At 69.3% G+C, this 15,996-nt stretch carries 15 protein-coding genes and 3 tRNA genes; 2 read left to right on the forward strand and 16 right to left on the reverse strand.

What is annotated here, in order from left to right; genetic code table 11:
• Positions 1-15 precede the first annotated feature (15 nt).
• From rpoB to AQJ30_RS30560, 10 genes are all read right to left on the reverse strand, one after another.
• Positions 16-3,501 (reverse strand): DNA-directed RNA polymerase subunit beta, encoded by a 3,486-nt coding sequence (gene rpoB / locus AQJ30_RS30515; protein ID WP_067240379.1) that lies wholly within the window; start codon positions 3,499-3,501, stop codon positions 16-18.
• Positions 3,502-4,071: 570 nt separating this feature from the next.
• A complete protein-coding gene (gene rplL, locus AQJ30_RS30520; RefSeq protein ID WP_067240380.1) occupies positions 4,072-4,455 on the reverse strand; it encodes a 50S ribosomal protein L7/L12 in 384 nt (127 codons plus the stop codon).
• Between the two features lie 106 nt (positions 4,456-4,561).
• Positions 4,562-5,092 (reverse strand): 50S ribosomal protein L10, encoded by a 531-nt coding sequence (gene rplJ, locus AQJ30_RS30525; RefSeq protein WP_067240382.1) that lies wholly within the window; start codon positions 5,090-5,092, stop codon positions 4,562-4,564.
• 287 nt (positions 5,093-5,379) lie between these two features.
• Positions 5,380-6,267: an SCO4651 family lipoprotein gene (locus tag AQJ30_RS30530; protein ID WP_067240383.1), complete on the reverse strand. Its 888-nt coding sequence runs from the start codon at positions 6,265-6,267 to the stop codon at positions 5,380-5,382.
• A gap of 95 nt (positions 6,268-6,362) precedes the next feature.
• Positions 6,363-7,214, reverse strand: a complete 852-nt coding sequence (locus tag AQJ30_RS30535) for an SCO4651 family lipoprotein (RefSeq protein ID WP_067240385.1) — start codon at positions 7,212-7,214, stop codon at positions 6,363-6,365.
• 160 nt (positions 7,215-7,374) lie between these two features.
• On the reverse strand, positions 7,375-8,100 hold the full coding sequence (gene rplA, locus AQJ30_RS30540; protein WP_067240387.1) for a 50S ribosomal protein L1: 726 nt from the start codon (positions 8,098-8,100) through the stop codon (positions 7,375-7,377).
• A gap of 79 nt (positions 8,101-8,179) precedes the next feature.
• Positions 8,180-8,614, reverse strand: a complete 435-nt coding sequence (gene rplK, locus AQJ30_RS30545; protein ID WP_055515278.1) for a 50S ribosomal protein L11 — start codon at positions 8,612-8,614, stop codon at positions 8,180-8,182.
• A 179-nt stretch (positions 8,615-8,793) separates the two neighbouring features.
• Positions 8,794-9,714: a transcription termination/antitermination protein NusG gene (gene nusG / locus AQJ30_RS30550; RefSeq protein WP_067240389.1), complete on the reverse strand. Its 921-nt coding sequence runs from the start codon at positions 9,712-9,714 to the stop codon at positions 8,794-8,796.
• A gap of 80 nt (positions 9,715-9,794) precedes the next feature.
• Complete coding sequence (gene secE / locus AQJ30_RS30555; RefSeq protein ID WP_067240391.1) at positions 9,795-10,082, reverse strand: preprotein translocase subunit SecE; 288 nt, start codon at positions 10,080-10,082, stop codon at positions 9,795-9,797.
• A gap of 108 nt (positions 10,083-10,190) precedes the next feature.
• Positions 10,191-10,263 (reverse strand) — tRNA-Trp (locus tag AQJ30_RS30560).
• Positions 10,264-10,491: 228 nt separating this feature from the next.
• Here AQJ30_RS30560 and AQJ30_RS30565 point away from each other — a divergent pair.
• Entirely contained in the window at positions 10,492-11,718 is a 1,227-nt protein-coding gene (locus tag AQJ30_RS30565) for a pyridoxal phosphate-dependent aminotransferase (protein WP_067240393.1), read from the forward strand.
• Positions 11,719-11,852: 134 nt separating this feature from the next.
• Entirely contained in the window at positions 11,853-12,893 is a 1,041-nt protein-coding gene (locus AQJ30_RS30570; protein ID WP_067240395.1) for an adenosine deaminase, read from the forward strand.
• Between the two features lie 68 nt (positions 12,894-12,961).
• Here the strand turns inward: AQJ30_RS30570 and AQJ30_RS30575 are convergent, their stop codons facing one another.
• The 6 genes from AQJ30_RS30575 to AQJ30_RS30600 all read right to left on the reverse strand — a co-directional run bounded on the left by AQJ30_RS30575 (position 12,962) and on the right by AQJ30_RS30600 (position 15,726).
• Positions 12,962-14,017, reverse strand: a complete 1,056-nt coding sequence (locus AQJ30_RS30575) for a UDP-N-acetylmuramate dehydrogenase (protein ID WP_067240397.1) — start codon at positions 14,015-14,017, stop codon at positions 12,962-12,964.
• A gap of 211 nt (positions 14,018-14,228) precedes the next feature.
• Positions 14,229-14,657 (reverse strand): MaoC family dehydratase, encoded by a 429-nt coding sequence (locus AQJ30_RS30580; RefSeq protein ID WP_067240671.1) that lies wholly within the window; start codon positions 14,655-14,657, stop codon positions 14,229-14,231.
• Between the two features lie 8 nt (positions 14,658-14,665).
• Entirely contained in the window at positions 14,666-15,142 is a 477-nt protein-coding gene (locus AQJ30_RS30585) for a MaoC family dehydratase N-terminal domain-containing protein (protein WP_067240398.1), read from the reverse strand.
• A gap of 137 nt (positions 15,143-15,279) precedes the next feature.
• Positions 15,280-15,444 (reverse strand): 50S ribosomal protein L33, encoded by a 165-nt coding sequence (gene rpmG, locus AQJ30_RS30590; protein ID WP_003948671.1) that lies wholly within the window; start codon positions 15,442-15,444, stop codon positions 15,280-15,282.
• A gap of 90 nt (positions 15,445-15,534) precedes the next feature.
• Positions 15,535-15,607 (reverse strand) — tRNA-Met (locus tag AQJ30_RS30595).
• Positions 15,608-15,653: 46 nt separating this feature from the next.
• Positions 15,654-15,726: transfer RNA gene (locus AQJ30_RS30600), tRNA-Thr, on the reverse strand.
• Positions 15,727-15,996 lie beyond the last annotated feature (270 nt).

Below are 15,996 nucleotides of genomic sequence, written 5' to 3' on the forward strand. Positions count from 1 at the left end.
CCGGCCGGACTCCCGTCAGACCTCTTCGACGCTGCTCGGCTCGCGCCGGGACAGGTCGATGCCGAGCTCCTCCGCAGCGCGGAAGACGTCCTCGTCGGTGTCACGCATCTCGATGGACATACCGTCGCTGGACAGCACCTCCACGTTCAGGCAGAGCGACTGCATCTCCTTGATGAGCACCTTGAAGGACTCGGGGATGCCGGGCTCGGGGATGTTCTCGCCCTTGACGATGGCCTCGTAGACCTTCACGCGGCCGGTGACGTCGTCGGACTTGATGGTCAGCAGCTCCTGGAGGGCGTACGCGGCGCCGTAGGCCTCGAGGGCCCACACCTCCATCTCGCCGAAGCGCTGGCCACCGAACTGCGCCTTACCACCCAGCGGCTGCTGCGTGATCATGGAGTACGGGCCGGTCGAGCGGGCGTGGAGCTTGTCGTCGACCAGGTGGTGCAGCTTCAGGATGTACATGTACCCGATCGAGATCGGGTCCGGGAACGGCTCACCGGAGCGGCCGTCGAACAGCCGCGCCTTGCCGGTCGGCTGCACCATCCGCTCACCGTCCCGGTTCGGGATGGTGTGCTGCAGCAGACCCGCCAGCTCGTCCTCACGGGCACCGTCGAAGACCGGGGTCGCGACGTTGGTGCCGGGAGCGACCTGGTCGGCGCCGATGACCTGGAGGCGCTGGGCCCACTCCTCCCCGAGGCCGGAGACGTCCCAGCCGCGGCTGGCGAGCCAGCCGAGGTGGATCTCCAGGACCTGTCCCGGGTTCATGCGGGACGGCACACCCAGCGGGTTGAGGATGATGTCGACCGGGGTGCCGTCCTCCAGGAACGGCATGTCCTCGATCGGCAGGATCTTGGAGATGACGCCCTTGTTGCCGTGGCGGCCGGCGAGCTTGTCACCGTCGGTGATCTTGCGCTTCTGCGCGACGTAGACGCGCACCAGCTGGTTCACACCGGGGGGAAGCTCGTCGCCCTCCTCGCGGTCGAAGACGCGGACGCCGATGACCTTGCCGATCTCGCCGTGCGGCACCTTCAGCGAGGTGTCACGGACCTCACGGGCCTTCTCACCGAAGATCGCGCGCAGCAGGCGCTCCTCGGGGGTCAGCTCGGTCTCGCCCTTGGGGGTCACCTTGCCGACGAGGATGTCGCCGGCGACGACCTCGGCGCCGATGCGGATGATGCCGCGCTCGTCGAGGTCGGCGAGGACCTCCTCGGAGACGTTCGGGATGTCCCGGGTGATCTCCTCGGGGCCGAGCTTGGTGTCACGGGCGTCGACCTCGTGCTCCTCGATGTGGATCGAGGAGAGGACGTCGTCCTGCACGAGGCGCTGCGACAGGATGATCGCGTCCTCGTAGTTGTGACCCTCCCACGGCATGAACGCGACCAGCAGGTTCTTGCCGAGCGCCATCTCGCCGTTCTGGGTGGCCGGGCCGTCGGCCAGGACCTGGCCGGTGATGATCCGGTCGCCCTCGTTGACGATGACCTTCTGGTTGACCGAGGTGCCCTGGTTGGACCGGGAGAACTTGGCCAGGCGGTACGTGATGTACGTGCCGTCGTCGTTGGCGGTGGTGATGTAGTCCGCGGAGACCTCCTGGACCACACCGTCCTTCTCGGCCTTGACCACGTCGCCGGCGTCGACCGCGGAGCGGTACTCCATGCCGGTGCCGACGAGCGGCGCCTCGCTCTTGATGAGCGGGACGGCCTGGCGCATCATGTTCGCGCCCATGAGGGCACGGTTGGCGTCGTCGTGCTCGAGGAAGGGGATCATGGCGGTCGCGACCGACACCATCTGGCGCGGCGAGACGTCCATGTAGTCCACGTCCTCGGGAGCGACGTAGTCGACCTCGCCGCCACGGCGGCGGACCAGGACGCGGCTCTCCTCGAAGCGGAGCTCGTTCGTCAGCGGCGCGTTGGCCTGCGCGATGACGAAGCGGTCCTCCTCGTCGGCGGTCAGGTAGTCGACCTCGTCGGTGACCTGGCCCTCGAACACCTTGCGGTAGGGGGTCTCGACGAAACCGAACGCGTTGACCCGGCCGTAGGAGGCGAGCGAGCCGATCAGACCGATGTTCGGGCCTTCGGGCGTCTCGATCGGGCACATGCGGCCGTAGTGCGAGGGGTGCACGTCACGGACCTCGAAGCCGGCCCGCTCACGGGACAGACCACCCGGGCCGAGCGCGGACAGACGACGCTTGTGCGTCAGCCCGGACAGCGGGTTGTTCTGGTCCATGAACTGCGAGAGCTGGCTGGTGCCGAAGAACTCCTTGATGGAGGCGACGACCGGCCGGATGTTGATCAGGGTCTGCGGCGTGATCGCCTCGACGTCCTGGGTCGTCATCCGCTCGCGGACGACACGCTCCATGCGGGCCAGACCCGTACGGACCTGGTTCTGGATGAGCTCGCCGACGCTGCGCAGACGGCGGTTGCCGAAGTGGTCGATGTCGTCGGTCTCGACGACGATGTTCGTCCCGCTGTCGCCGACCGTCTCGGTCTCGCCCGCGTGCAGCTTCACCAGGTACTTGATCGTCGAGATGATGTCCTCGACGGTCAGGATGCCGGCGTCCAGCGGCGCGTCCGCGCCCAGCTTCTTGTTGACCTTGTAGCGGCCGACCTTGGCCAGGTCGTAGCGCTTGGGGTTGAAGTAGAGGTTCTCCAGCAGCGTCTGCGCGGCCTCACGCGTGGGGGGCTCGCCCGGACGCAGCTTGCGGTAGATGTCGAGCAGCGCGTCGTCCTGGCCCTGGGTGTGGTCCTTCTCCAGGGTGGCGCGCATCGACTCGTACTCGCCGAACTCCTCGAGGATCTGCTCGGTGGTCCAGCCGAGCGCCTTGAGCAGGACGGTGACGGACTGCTTGCGCTTGCGGTCGATGCGGACGCCGACCATGTCGCGCTTGTCGATCTCCATCTCCAGCCAGGCACCCCGGGACGGGATGATCTTGGCCGAGAAGATGTCCTTGTCGGACGTCTTGTCGATGCTGGAGTCGAAGTACACGCCCGGCGAACGGACCAGCTGCGACACGACGACACGCTCGGTGCCGTTGATGACGAAGGTGCCCTTGTTGGTCATGAGCGGGAAGTCGCCCATGAAGACCGTCTGGGACTTGATCTCGCCGGTCTCGTTGTTGGTGAACTCGGCCGTGACGAAGAGCGGGGCGGCGTACGTGAAGTCGCGCTCCTTGCACTCGTCGATGGAGTTCTTCGGCGGCTCGAAACGGTGGTCGCGGAACGTCAGCGACATCGACCCGGAGAAGTCCTCGATCGGGGAGATCTCCTCGAAGATCTCCTCCAGACCGGACTTGGTGGGGACGTCCTGACCGTTCTCGAGGGCCTCCTCGACGCGAGCCTTCCACGCGTCGTTGCCGAGCAGCCAGTCGAAGCTCTCGGTTTGCAGCGCGAGAAGGTTCGGAACCTCGAGGGGCTCCTTGATCTTTGCAAAGGAGATGCGCAGCGGGGCGGTGCTGGCAGCGTTGTTCGTATTCGCGGTCGAGGCGTTGCGCGAGGCGGCCAAGAGGGGGTCCTTCCGAGGGCTCGGACTCACTACGCGCTTCCGGCCCCTCGCCAGTGCGGCAGAGACGGGAATCCCCGATCGGGAATGTTCCGGTCGTCCGTGCTGAGGCGAGGGCAGACCCCTGGTGACGGGCAGGGGACAGCTAACAGGCAGCGCAAAGGGTCAGTGTAGCCACTTGGCACACTGATGTCCAGTCCCGGTTTGCAGCCCGGTTTTCAAACACCCTCGCTGTCCTATACGCCTGCGGCATGCCTGCCCTCAACGCACGGTGATACTGCCCTCTTCGCCGCCGATCCATGCCTCGGATTCGGACCGTTGTGACGACGCGTCCTGAGAATTGCGCGCTGCGTGCGGTTCGTCAAGGCCCCCCGGCCCGAGCCGGCGGCGTCCGGAGACACGACGAAGATCACCATACCCCCGTTGAACAGGGGCGCAAGGCAACCGTGGCCGCGCCCCCAGGAACGCCGAAGAGCGACCACCCGGATGGATGATCGCTCTTCGGTGCGCTCGTGTTACAGCCCCAGGGGCCGTTCCGGTCACGCGCAGAGGTTCAGGCGAACCTCAGGGGTGTCACTTGACCTCGACGGAGGCGCCGGCGGCCTTGAGGGACTCGGCGGCCTTCTCGGCCTGCTCCTTGTTGACCTTCTCGAGGACCGGCTTCGGGGTGCCGTCGACCAGGTCCTTGGCCTCCTTGAGGCCCAGGGAGGTGAGCTCGCGCACGACCTTGATGACCTGGATCTTCTTCTCGCCGGCACCGGTGAGGACGACGTCGAACTCGTCCTTCTCCTCCGGGGCCTCGGTGGCGGCGCCGCCACCCTGGCCGGCGACGACGACCGGGGCGGCCGCGGCGGCGGTGACGTCGAACTTCTCCTCGAACGCCTTCACGAACTCGGAAAGCTGGATGAGGGTCATGTTCTCGAACTCGGCAAGCAGTTCGTCCTGGGTGAGAGCCATGATGGCTTTCCTTCCACTATTCGGCAGGTGCCGGATGTACATGAGTGGCGGGCGTACGTTGGCCCGCTAGACCGCTGCCGGGGCGGCGGTCATGATGCGAGCCGAATTACTCGGCACCGCCCTGCTCGTCCTGCTTGGCGCGAAGCGCGTCCAGCGTGCGGACCAGCTTCGTCGGGAGCGCCTGGAGGAGCTGAGCAGTCTGCGTCTGCTTGCCCTTCATGGCACCCGCCAGCTTGGAGAGCAGAACCTCGCGGGACTCGAGGTCCGCAAGCTTCTTGATCTCGTCGGCGGACAGCGCCTTGCCGTCAAGGACACCGCCCTTGATGACGAGGTTCGGGTTGTCCTTGGCGAAGTCACGGAGACCCTTCGCCGACTCCACCGGGTCACCGGTGACGAAGGCGACTGCCGTCGGACCGTTGAACAGGTCGTCCAGCGTCGAGATCCCGGCCTCGTTGGCCGCAATCTTGGTCAGCGTGTTCTTCACCACGGCGTACTGGGCGTTCTCACCGAGCGACCGGCGCAGCGTCTTGAGCTGTGCCACGGTGAGACCGCGGTACTCGGTCAGCACGGCAGCGCTGGAGTTGCGGAACTGCTCCGTCAACTCGGCCACCGCGGCAGCCTTGTCGGGCCTCGCCATAGAGCCTCGGCCTCCTTCCGGGTGATTCTGACCGCGCGGACCCGAAGGAGGACTGGGGAAAACGAAACGCCCCGGCGCAGGCGCTCGGGGCGGACTCGACCGGGCGCACGCACGAGGACGTTCGTGCTCCGGGAGTTCTTCCACAGTCACCTGCGCGGGTCGCCCACTTTGCAGCGGATCCTTCGGCCACCGCACACCCTTGAGGCGCACGGCAACGACCAGCGGTCTTTGGCTTCTGTATGAGCGTACGGGAACGGGTCGCCGTCAAGCAAATCCGTCCGTACGGGTCACGTCCGGCCCGCCTCGCCGAGGTCCCGGAACATCTCCAGGAAGTCGAAGGTCTGGGCGGCCGGGGGCACGGTCACCTGGGCCTTAGCGCCGTAGTCGGCGTAGGTCATGCTCATCTCGACTGTGCCCTCGGGGGTGTCCATGGCGACGTCCATCCGCACCGGCAGGTCGTCCTCGTTGACCCAGACCTCGGTGTCGTAGCCCTTGATCCCGGACTTCTCGATGCTGCCGAGCAGCTGCTTGCGCTCGGCGGGGCCGAGGAGGTCGAGGGAGTCGTTGGAGTTCATCATCTCCTCGACGGTCAGCGTGCCCTTGTAGTGCTCGGCCCGCTGCCCGTCGATCTTCTCGCTGCCCAGGTGCTTGAGGTTGGGCGAGTCGAGCAGCAGCGCGAGCTGCTGGGCGGGGTCCTGGTTCATGTCCGCCAGGCCGCCGCTCATCTTCCGTCCGAGCGCGTCCCCGCCCGCCTCCTCGGCGAGCGCACTGAGGTCCATCTTCATCCAGCGCTTGCCGCCCAGGTCGGCCTCGCGCGCGGCGGCCTCGCCCATGTCCATGTACATGACGTTGTCGCGCCAGATCATCCGGACCTTCTCCGGGGCGTCCGGCTCGGCGGCCAGCGCGGAGCCCTCCACGGTGAGGTCCATGACGGCGGGGTCCCAGCCGAGGACGCCGCTCGCCGTCACGTTCCCGCCGTCCTTCATGGTGGCCGGAGCCGACATGGTCATGGTCACCCGGGCCGACTTGGCCTCGGTGGTCTTCTCGAAGGCCGCGGTCAGCACCTGGGCCGCGGAGCGCTGCGCGCCCTGCCCGTCCGCGCCGCCGTCCTGACAGGCCACCGCGCCGGTCAGGAGCAGCACCGCCCCCGCCGAGCCGTACATCGTCCTCTTCATGGTCCCCCGCACCTCACGGCTTCATGACGTTCCCTTTACCCGGCACGAGCGTATCCGGGCGTCCCGCCGCCGTCTCCGGGATTTCCCAGGACCGCTCACGACTGGGGGGCCAGCTCCGTGAAGTCGGCGGTGTCCCCGGCGGGCGGCGAGGTCACCGCGACCGGGGTGCCGTAGTCGCTGTAGTACGCGGTCTGCGTGTAGCCGCCGCTGGTGGTGCGGCCCTTCTCCACCTTCTTCACCAGCAGGTTCCGCTGGTCGACCCAGATGTCCACGGTCCCGCCGGTCATCCCGGCCCGGGTCAGCTGGCCGCGCAGTTCCGGGTCGGAGACGTCGGCCACCTCGACGGTGCCGGTCCAGTGCGTCGTACGGCGGCCGGCGACCGTTTCCGTGCCGGTGCGGCGGACGTCGTCGGACTCCAGCAGCAGCTTCACCGACTGGCCGGGGGTGGTGTTGCGGACCTGCTCGGCGAAGTCGGCCCCGGCGGCGCCGTCGAGGGCGTCCAGGTCGTCGTAGGCGTAGCGGATCCAGTGCCGGCCGCCCGCCCTGCGGGCGAACGCGTCGCCCAGGCGCGCGTAGTAGGCGTCCGGCAGGTAGCGGGCCTGCATCGACGTCACGCCCAGCGCCCGCATCTGCTCGGCCGTGGCGCCGCCGGTGTACGTGATGGTGAGGGTGCCGGTGAGCCGTTCGCGCCAGCGCAGCGCCCCGTCGGCCCGCAGCGAGAGCTGGCCGCCCATCACGGTCGTGGAGCGCACCCGGGCCGAGGCGGCGCCATCGGTGGCCCGCTGGGCGGCGCGCAGGGCGGCGAGGGAGGCCGCCGCGGCGGGCGGGGTGGCCGTCGGCCCGGCGGGCCGGCCCGCGGAGGACGCCGTGCAGGACACCCCCGTCAGCGCGGCCGCGGTCACCAGCACCGCCGACACCAGTGCCCGGCGCGCCCTCGTGACCCCCATCGGTACCTCCCCCCGGCGATGACCCTCATCGCACGCTAGCCCAGAAGAGGGCGTGCGCTCCGGGAAAGTTCCGCACCCGCGACCGCGGGGGCGGGGCGTCCGGGAACGGGAACGGGCCCCGCACCTCGGAAGGTGCGGGGCCCGTCGGCAGACCGGGGTCTCAGACCGACGCCGGGTCCTCCTCGACGAGGAGGTTGCGGGTGCGGTTCGGGTCCAGCGGGATGCCGGGGCCGATCGTGGTGGAGAGGGCGGCCTTCTTGATGTAGCGGCCCTTGGCGGCGGACGGCTTCAGACGGAGGATCTCCTCCAGCGCGGCGCCGTAGTTCTCCACCAGCTTGGCGTCGTCGAACGACACCTTGCCGATGATGAAGTGCAGGTTCGAGTGCTTGTCGACGCGGAACTCGATCTTGCCGCCCTTGATGTCGGTGACGGCCTTGGCGACGTCGGGGGTGACGGTGCCGGTCTTCGGGTTCGGCATCAGACCACGGGGGCCGAGGACGCGGCCGAGGCGGCCGACCTTGCCCATGAGGTCCGGGGTGGCGACGACGGCGTCGAAGTCCAGACGGCCCTTCGACACCTCGTCGATCAGCTCGTCGGCGCCGACGATGTCGGCGCCCGCGGCACGCGCGGCCTCGGCACGGTCACCGGTCGCGAAGACCAGGACCCGGGCGGTCTTACCGGTGCCGTGCGGGAGGTTCACGGTGCCACGGACCATCTGGTCGGCCTTGCGCGGGTCGACACCCAGGCGGAAGGCGACCTCGACGGTGCCGTCGAACTTGGTCGTGGAGGTCTCCTTGGCGAGACGGACGGCCTCGAGCGGGGCGTAGAGCTTGTCCCGGTCGACCTTGGCGTCCGCAGCGCGGAGAGACTTGCTGCGCTTGCTCACTACTGCTCCTGTGTGTTCTTGAGGAGTCGTGGTGCGGGCCGAGCAGGCCCTGCCACTTCTACTGCTGGGGGGAAGGGGCTCAGCCCTCGACCGTGATGCCCATGGAACGGGCGGTGCCGGCGATGATCTTCGACGCGGCGTCCAGGTCGTTGGCGTTCAGGTCGGGGAGCTTGGTCTGGGCGATCTCGCGGACCTGCGCCTCGGTGATCTTGGCGACCTTGGTCTTGTGCGGCTCGCCGGAGCCCTTCTCGACACCCGCGGCCTTGAGGATCATCTTGGCGGCCGGCGGCGTCTTGGTGATGAAGGTGAAGGAGCGGTCCTCGTAGACCGTGATCTCCACCGGGATCACCCAGCCACGCTGCGACTCGGTCGCGGCGTTGTACGCCTTGCAGAACTCCATGATGTTGACGCCGTGCTGACCCAGCGCGGGGCCGACCGGCGGGGCGGGGTTCGCCGCACCGGCGTTGATCTGGAGCTTGATGAGCCCCGTGACCTTCTTCTTCTTGGGAGGCATTGCTCTCCGGGTCCTTTCCTTCGGGTCCATGCCCGCGGCCGGGTCGCGACCCTGACGCAGGCATACCGCACAACGATAACGGGTATAGATGCGCGGCCAAAAACGAGCAGGTCAGACAAGCTGGACAGCCGGTCTGACCTGCTCGGGGTTCGGGGGGAAGAGCCCGCTCCGGTGGGGAGCTAGTTCTTCTGGATCTGGTCGAAGCTGAGCTCGACCGGCGTCTCCCGGCCGAAGATCTCGACGAGACCCTTGACCTTCTTGGAGTCGGCGTTGATCTCGTTGATCGTGGCCTGGAGGGTGGCGAAGGGGCCGTCCGTGACGGTGACCGAGTCGCCGACCTCGAAGTCCAGCACCTGGACCTCGACCTTGCGCTGCGGCGCCGGCTTGCCCTCGGCCTCGGCGGCCTCGCGGGCGGCCTTCTCCTCGGCCTCCGGGGCGAGCATCTTGACGATCTCGTCCAGCGTCAGCGGGTACGGGTCGTAGGCGTTGCCGACGAAGCCGGTGACGCCCGGGGTGTTGCGGACGACGCCCCAGGACTCGTTCGTCAGGTCCATGCGGACCAGGACGTAACCCGGCAGCTTGTTCTGCTTGATCGTCTTGCGGTCGCCGTTCTTGATCTGGACGACCTCTTCCTGCGGCACCTCGGCCTGGAAGATGTAGTCCTCGACGTTCAGCGAGACGGCGCGCTGCTCCAGGTTGGTCTTCACGCGGTTCTCGTAGCCGGCGTACGTGTGGATGACGTACCACTCGCCGGGCAGGGAACGCAGCTCGTCACGCAGGGCCTGGACCGGGTCCACGGGCTCGGCCGGCTCGGCGGGCTCCTCCTCGGCGGCCTCGGCCTCGTCGGCGCCGGCCTCCTCGGTGTCGGCCGTGTCCTCGGCGGACTCGGCGGACGCGGTGCCCTCGACGCCGTCGGCGTCCTCGGTCTCGGCGTCGTCCTCGGCGAGCGGCGCGTCGTCCTCGGCGGCCTCGTCCGCGTCGGCAGCCCCGGCCTCGTCCAGGTCCTCGTCCGCGCCCCCGACGTTGTCGAGCTCGTCGTCGACGGACTCGACGCCTTCTCCACGTGGCTCGACGGCGTCGTTCAGGTTCTGGTCAGACACGGTGGCTGCTTCTTCCTGGATACATAGGGGTGGAACATGCGAAACGGGCGCCGGATACCTCGGCGCCCTTCGCTCTCGACTCAGCCGAAGACGTACTTGGCGGCGTGGCTGAGTCCATAGTCAATCACGGTCACCACGGCGATCATGATGGCGACGAAGAAGATCACCACGGTCGTGTACGACGTCAGCTGGTTGCGCGTCGGCCAGACGACCTTGCGGAGCTCCGCGATGATCTGCCGGTAGAAGAGCGCGAGCCGCTTCAGCGGGCCCTTCTTGGCGCGCTTACCGCCCTTGCGGGACTTCTTCCTGTTCTCCGGCGCCTCGTCCTGAGCATCAGGCGTGTCGATGGAGCCCACGGCGTCCGCCATTCGTCCTCACCTGATCCCGGGTCGTGGCCGTGCCGCGCCCGGTCTGAGCCGCACGGCGGTGCATTGCTGTACGTACCTGCGCACACATCCTGGCGAAGGTGTGTGAAGCAGGGCCGGAGGGACTTGAACCCCCAACCGCCGGTTTTGGAGACCGGTGCTCTACCAATTGAGCTACGACCCTTTGCGTGTTCCCCAACCTACCGCATCCACCCGGATGCTCGGTGTACACCGACGGCGGCACGGCTGCTGGAGGCCAACGACGTGTGAGTGTACGTGGTCCTGGGGCACCTAGTCGAACGGAAAGTGCTCTTGGCGGGAATCAGTCTGATGTTCTGTCGGCCCACCGGTCGGTTCCCACTCCGTGAAACCGGCGTGCCGGGCAGGTTTCGGGTCTGGAACCATGGGCCCCATGAGCGCTGCAACCCCTCCCACCGAGCGCCGGGTCTCGGCCCGCATCGGCGCGATCTCCGAGTCCGCCACCCTCGCCGTGGACGCCAAGGCCAAGGCCCTGAAGGCCGCCGGGCGTCCGGTGATCGGCTTCGGCGCCGGTGAGCCCGACTTCCCGACGCCCGACTACATCGTCGAGGCGGCCGTCGAGGCCTGCAAGAACCCCAAGTACCACCGGTACACGCCGGCCGGCGGCCTGCCCGAGCTGAAGGCCGCGATCGCCGCGAAGACCAAGCGCGACTCGGACTACGAGGTCGACCCGTCGCAGATCCTGGTCACCAACGGCGGCAAGCAGGCCATCTACGAGGCGTTCGCCGCGATCCTCGACCCGGGCGACGAAGTCATCGTCCCGGCGCCGTACTGGACGACGTACCCGGAGTCGATCCGGCTGGCCGGCGGTGTCCCGGTGGAGGTGGTCGCCGACGAGACGACCGGCTACCGGGTCTCCGTCGAGCAGCTGGAGGCGGCGCGCACGGAGAAGACGAAGGTCGTCCTCTTCGTCTCCCCCTCCAACCCGACCGGCGCGGTCTACAGCGCCGAGGAGGCCGAGGCGATCGGCCGCTGGGCCGTCGAGCACGGCCTGTGGGTGCTGACCGACGAGATCTACGAGCACCTGGTCTACGGCGACGCGACCTTCGTGTCGCTGCCGGCGATCCTGCCCGAGCTGCGCGACAAGTGCATCGTGGTCAACGGCGTCGCCAAGACGTACGCCATGACCGGCTGGCGCGTGGGCTGGATCATCGGCCCGAAGGACGTCGTCAAGGCCGCGACGAACCTCCAGTCGCACGCCACGTCCAACGTCTCCAACGTGGCCCAGGCCGCGGCGCTCGCGGCGGTCTCCGGCGACCTGTCGGCCGTCGACACGATGCGCGAGGCCTTCGACCGGCGGCGCAGGACGATCGTGCGGATGCTCAACGAGATCGACGGCGTGCTCTGCCCGGAGCCCGAGGGCGCGTTCTACGCCTACCCCTCGGTGAAGGCGCTGATCGGCAAGGAGATCCGCGGCAGGCGCCCGCAGGACACCGTCGAGCTGGCCGCGCTCATCCTGGAGGAGGCCGAGGTCGCGGTCGTCCCGGGCGAGGCGTTCGGCACGCCGGGCTACCTGCGGCTGTCCTACGCCCTCGGTGACGAGGACCTGGTCGAGGGCGTCAGCCGGATCCAGAAGCTGCTGGCGGAGGCGCGGGACTGAGCCGCGTCCACTGCCTGAAGGGCACCCCGGGCACGTCCCGGGGTGCCCTTTCCGTTGGCGTTCCTTCGTTCGGGCAAGACCCCGTCCGGGGAATCCGCTTCCGGGAGGCCGCCGCCGTACGGCAGGATCCTGGGATGGAGCGTGTACGTGATGTCTCTGAGCTGCCGAAGGCCCATCTGCACCTGCACTTCACCGGCTCGATGCGGCCGGCGACCCTGCTGGAGCTGGCCGACAAGTACGGGGTGCGCCTGCCGGAGGCGCTGACCGACGCGCTGACCGGCGGGGAACCGCCCCGGCTGCGGGCGACGGACGAACGCGGCTGGTTCCGCTTCCAGCGGCTGTACGACGCCGCGCGCTCGTGCATCAGGGAGCCGGAGGACATCCAGCGGCTGGTCCGCGAGGCCGCCGAGGAGGACATCAGGGACGGCTCGGGCTGGCTGGAGATCCAGGTGGACCCCACGTCGTACGCCCCGCGGCTGGGCGGGCTGATCGCGGCGATGGAGGTCATCCTGGACGCCGTGGACGCGGCCGGCCGCGAGACGGGCCTGGGCATGCGCGTCCTGGTCGCCGCCAACCGGATGAAGCACCCGCTGGACGCGCGCACCCTCGCGCGGCTCGCGGTGCGGTACACCGACCGGGGCGTGGTCGGCTTCGGGCTGTCCAACGACGAACGCCGGGGCATGGCGCGCGACTTCGACCGCGCCTTCCACATCGCGCGCGAGGGCGGCCTGCTGTCGGCGCCGCACGGCGGCGAGCTGACCGGCCCGGCCTCCGTGCGCGACTGCCTGGACGACCTGCACGCCGCGCGCATCGGCCACGGCGTGCGCGCGGCGGAGGACCCACGGCTGCTGCAGCGGCTCGCCGACCGCCGGATCACCTGCGAGGTGTGCCCGACGTCGAACGTGGCGCTGGGCGTCTACGAGAAGCCGGAGGACGTGCCGCTGCGCACGCTCTTCGAGGCGGGCGTCCCGATGGCCCTGGGCGCCGACGACCCCCTCCTGTTCGGCGCGCGCCTCGCCGCCCAGTACGAGCTGGCCCGCCGCCACCACGGCTTCACGGACCGCGAACTGGCGGAACTGGCCCGGCAGTCGATCCGCGGCTCGGCGGCCCCGGAGGACGTGAAGACCAAGCTGCTGGGGGGCGTGGACGACTGGCTGGCGGCGGATCCCGCGTAGGGCGGCGGCCGCTCGGCCACGAGGGCTGTCCTGGTGGTGCCGACGGCCTCAGGGGCCGGTCGGCCGTCTCAGAGCTGGACGCCGACCGTCACCGGCTCGTTGACCAGGGTGACGCCGAACGCCTCGCGCACCCCGGCGACGACTTCGCGGGCCAGCGCCAGCAGGTCCTCGGTGGTGGCCCCGCCCCGGTTGGTCAGGGCGAGGGTGTGCTTGGTGGAGATGCGGGCGGGTCCGCTGCCGTATCCCTTGGTGAAGCCGGCCTTGTCGATCAGCCAGGCGGCGGAGGTCTTGGTGCGGCCGGGGCCGGCCGGGTAGGCGGGCGGCTCGGCGTCCTCGCCCAGCCGCTCCTTCACGCGCGCGTGGAAGGCGGCGAAGTCGGCCTCGGTGAGGATCGGGTTGGTGAAGAAGGACCCGGCGGACCAGGTGTCGTGGTCCTCGGGGTCGAGCACCATGCCCTTCCCGGCGCGCAGCTTCAGCACGGTCTCGCGCGCGTCGGCGAGCGGCACGCGGTCGCCGGGCTCGACGCCCAGCGCGCGGGCGGTCTCGGCGTACTTCAGCGGTGCGGACAGGCCCCCGGCGTCCTCCAGTTCGAACCGGACGCGCAGGACGACGTAGCGCTCGGGGTCGGCCTTGAAGCGGCTGTGCCGGTAGGAGAAGGCGCACTCGGCGCCGGAGAGCACGACCGTCTCACCGGACGTGCGGTCGTAGGCGACGACCTCGGTGATCGTGCTGGACACTTCCTGGCCGTACGCGCCGACGTTCTGGATCGGCGTGGCGCCCGCGGAGCCGGGGATGCCGGCCAGGCACTCGATGCCCGCGAGGCCGGCCTCGACCGTGCGGCCGACGGCGTCGGTCCACACCTCGCCGGCGGCCAGCTCCAGCCGGTTGCCGACGAGTTCGAACCCGCGCGTGGCGATCCTCAGCGCGGTTCCGTCGAAGCCCTTGTCCCCGATGATGAGGTTCGACCCGCCGCCGACGACCAGCAGCGGCGTCCCGGCGGCGTCGGCCTCCCGCACGGCCTCGACGACCTCGGCGTCGGTCGTGGCGGTCACCAGGCGCGCCGCGGGCCCACCGAGCCGGAAGGTGGTCAGGGGGGCGAGGGGAACATCGTGAAGTACCTGCACGGTCCCACCCTACGAGACCCTCCGGGGGCCGAGCCGTCGAGTCGGCGGTGCGGCCGCGGGCGCCCGCGTGCCGTTTCCCGGCTCACGCGCGCGGCGCGCATTTCCCGGGCTCCGGCCGGGTAGGACGTACCCGCTCGGGTAAGAGGCGCTCTCCTGGCGGGCGCCTCTTACCCGGCTCAGGCGTCCGCCCGGCCGGCCTGCGCCGTCGGGCTCACGCCAGTCGGACGACCGCCCGGGACATGCCGAGCACCTTCTGGCCGCCGCTGGTGACCGTGAGGTCCACGCGGACGATGTGGTCTTCCAGCTTGGCGGCGACCTTGCCGGTGACCTCGATCACGGCCCCCTTGTCGTCGTCGGGCACGACGACGGGCCGGGTGAAGCGGACGCCGTACTCGACGACCGCGCCGGGGTCGCCGGTCCAGTCGGTGACCACCCGGACCGCCTCGGCCATGGTGAACATGCCGTGCGCGATGACGTCCGGCAGTCCGACCTCCTTGGCGAACCTCTCGTTCCAGTGGATGGGGTTGAAGTCACCGGAGGCCCCCGCGTACCGCACGAGGGTGTCCCGGGTCACGGGGAACGTCCGCGCGGGCAGCTCGGTGCCGACCTCGACGTCGTCGTAAGCGATCTTCGCCGTCATGGTGGTGCTCACGCCTCCCCTGCCGTGGTGTCCTGCTCGGCGTCGGCCCCGCGCGCCACGAGCTTGGTCCACGCGGTGGCCACGTGCTCGCCCGCCTCGTCGTGCACCTCACCGCGGACGTCCAGGATCTCGTTGCCGGCCATGGACCGGATCGTCTCGATCGTGGAGGTCACGGTCAGCCGGTCGCCGGCGCGCAGGGGACGGACGTAGGAGAACTTCTGGTCGCCGTGCACCACGCGGTCGTAGTCGAGGCCGAGCTGGGGGTCGCGGACGACCTGGCCGGCGGCCTTGAAGGTGATGGCGAACACGAAGGTCGGCGGGGCGATCACATCGGGGTGCCCGAGCGCCTTCGCGGCCTCCGGGTCCGTGTACGCGGGGTTGGCGTCGCCCACCGCCTCGGCGAACTCACGGATCTTCTCCCGGCCCACCTCGTAGGGCTCGGTGGGCGGGTAGCTCCGCCCCACGAAGGACTGGTCGAGCGCCATGGCCCGGCACCTCCTGATGTTGGCTGTGGTTGACCTCGTGGTCAGCCCGCGGCCGGCCGGAACCGGCCGGTAACCGGGGCCGGAACGACACGAGGCCGCCCCCCGACTGCGGGGGCGGCCTCGTGTACGAGCCTGATTTATCGCGTTTCGCGGTGCGCGGTGTGCGCGTTGCAACGCGGGCAGTGCTTCTTCATCTCCAGACGATCCGGGTTGTTACGCCGGTTCTTCTTGGTGATGTAGTTCCGCTCCTTGCACTCCACGCAGGCCAGCGTGATCTTCGGGCGGACGTCGGTGGCAGCCACGTGAGTGCTCCTAAGACGAACGGATGGACTGATTCAACGCAAAGAAGAGTAGCCGATCGAAGGACCGACCCCACAATCGGCTACTGTCAGTAGCGGTGACCGGACTTGAACCGGTGACACAGCGATTATGAGCCGCTTGCTCTACCGACTGAGCTACACCGCTTCGGATCAATCGGAACCCGTCTTGCGACGGGAACCTCTCTCACCAGAGCCCCAAAACGGAATCGAACCGTTGACCTTCTCCTTACCATGGAGACGCTCTGCCGACTGAGCTATTGGGGCGAGCGATGAAGACATTACACGGTCCCCCGCCGTTCGCCCAAATCCGTTTCGCGCCCTTCGACCGGGCCCTCCCCGCGGCCTCCCCCGGGGCGTCCGCGCGACCCCGCCACGAGCGCTCCGTGACCGTCCCGCGGCCCGTCCGCGCGCGGGCCTCCGCACCGCACCGTCGTACCGGCGTGCCCGCGCCCGTACGCCCAGGCCACGCCGGTACGACTATTGCGCTCCTCCCCGGCACCGCCGTACCGCCGCCCTAGGCTCGACTCACTCTGC

The sequence above is a fragment of the Streptomyces longwoodensis genome (assembly GCF_001514125.1).
Taxonomy (GTDB): Bacteria; Actinomycetota; Actinomycetes; order Streptomycetales; family Streptomycetaceae; genus Streptomyces; species Streptomyces longwoodensis.

Bases quoted from the DNA above. Each gene is read 5' to 3' on its own strand.
- rplL (WP_067240380.1), bottom strand. From the start codon at position 4,455: ATGGCTCTCACCCAGGACGAACTGCTTGCCGAGTTCGAGAACATGACC.
- rplJ (WP_067240382.1), bottom strand. From the start codon at position 5,092: ATGGCGAGGCCCGACAAGGCTGCCGCGGTGGCCGAGTTGACGGAGCAG.
- AQJ30_RS30530 (WP_067240383.1), bottom strand. From the start codon at position 6,267: ATGAAGAGGACGATGTACGGCTCGGCGGGGGCGGTGCTGCTCCTGACC.
- AQJ30_RS30535 (WP_067240385.1), bottom strand. From the start codon at position 7,214: ATGGGGGTCACGAGGGCGCGCCGGGCACTGGTGTCGGCGGTGCTGGTG.
- rplK (WP_055515278.1), bottom strand. From the start codon at position 8,614: ATGCCTCCCAAGAAGAAGAAGGTCACGGGGCTCATCAAGCTCCAGATC.
- secE (WP_067240391.1), bottom strand. From the start codon at position 10,082: ATGGCGGACGCCGTGGGCTCCATCGACACGCCTGATGCTCAGGACGAG.
- AQJ30_RS30565 (WP_067240393.1), top strand. From the start codon at position 10,492: ATGAGCGCTGCAACCCCTCCCACCGAGCGCCGGGTCTCGGCCCGCATC.
- AQJ30_RS30570 (WP_067240395.1), top strand. From the start codon at position 11,853: ATGGAGCGTGTACGTGATGTCTCTGAGCTGCCGAAGGCCCATCTGCAC.
- AQJ30_RS30580 (WP_067240671.1), bottom strand. From the start codon at position 14,657: ATGACGGCGAAGATCGCTTACGACGACGTCGAGGTCGGCACCGAGCTG.
- AQJ30_RS30585 (WP_067240398.1), bottom strand. From the start codon at position 15,142: ATGGCGCTCGACCAGTCCTTCGTGGGGCGGAGCTACCCGCCCACCGAG.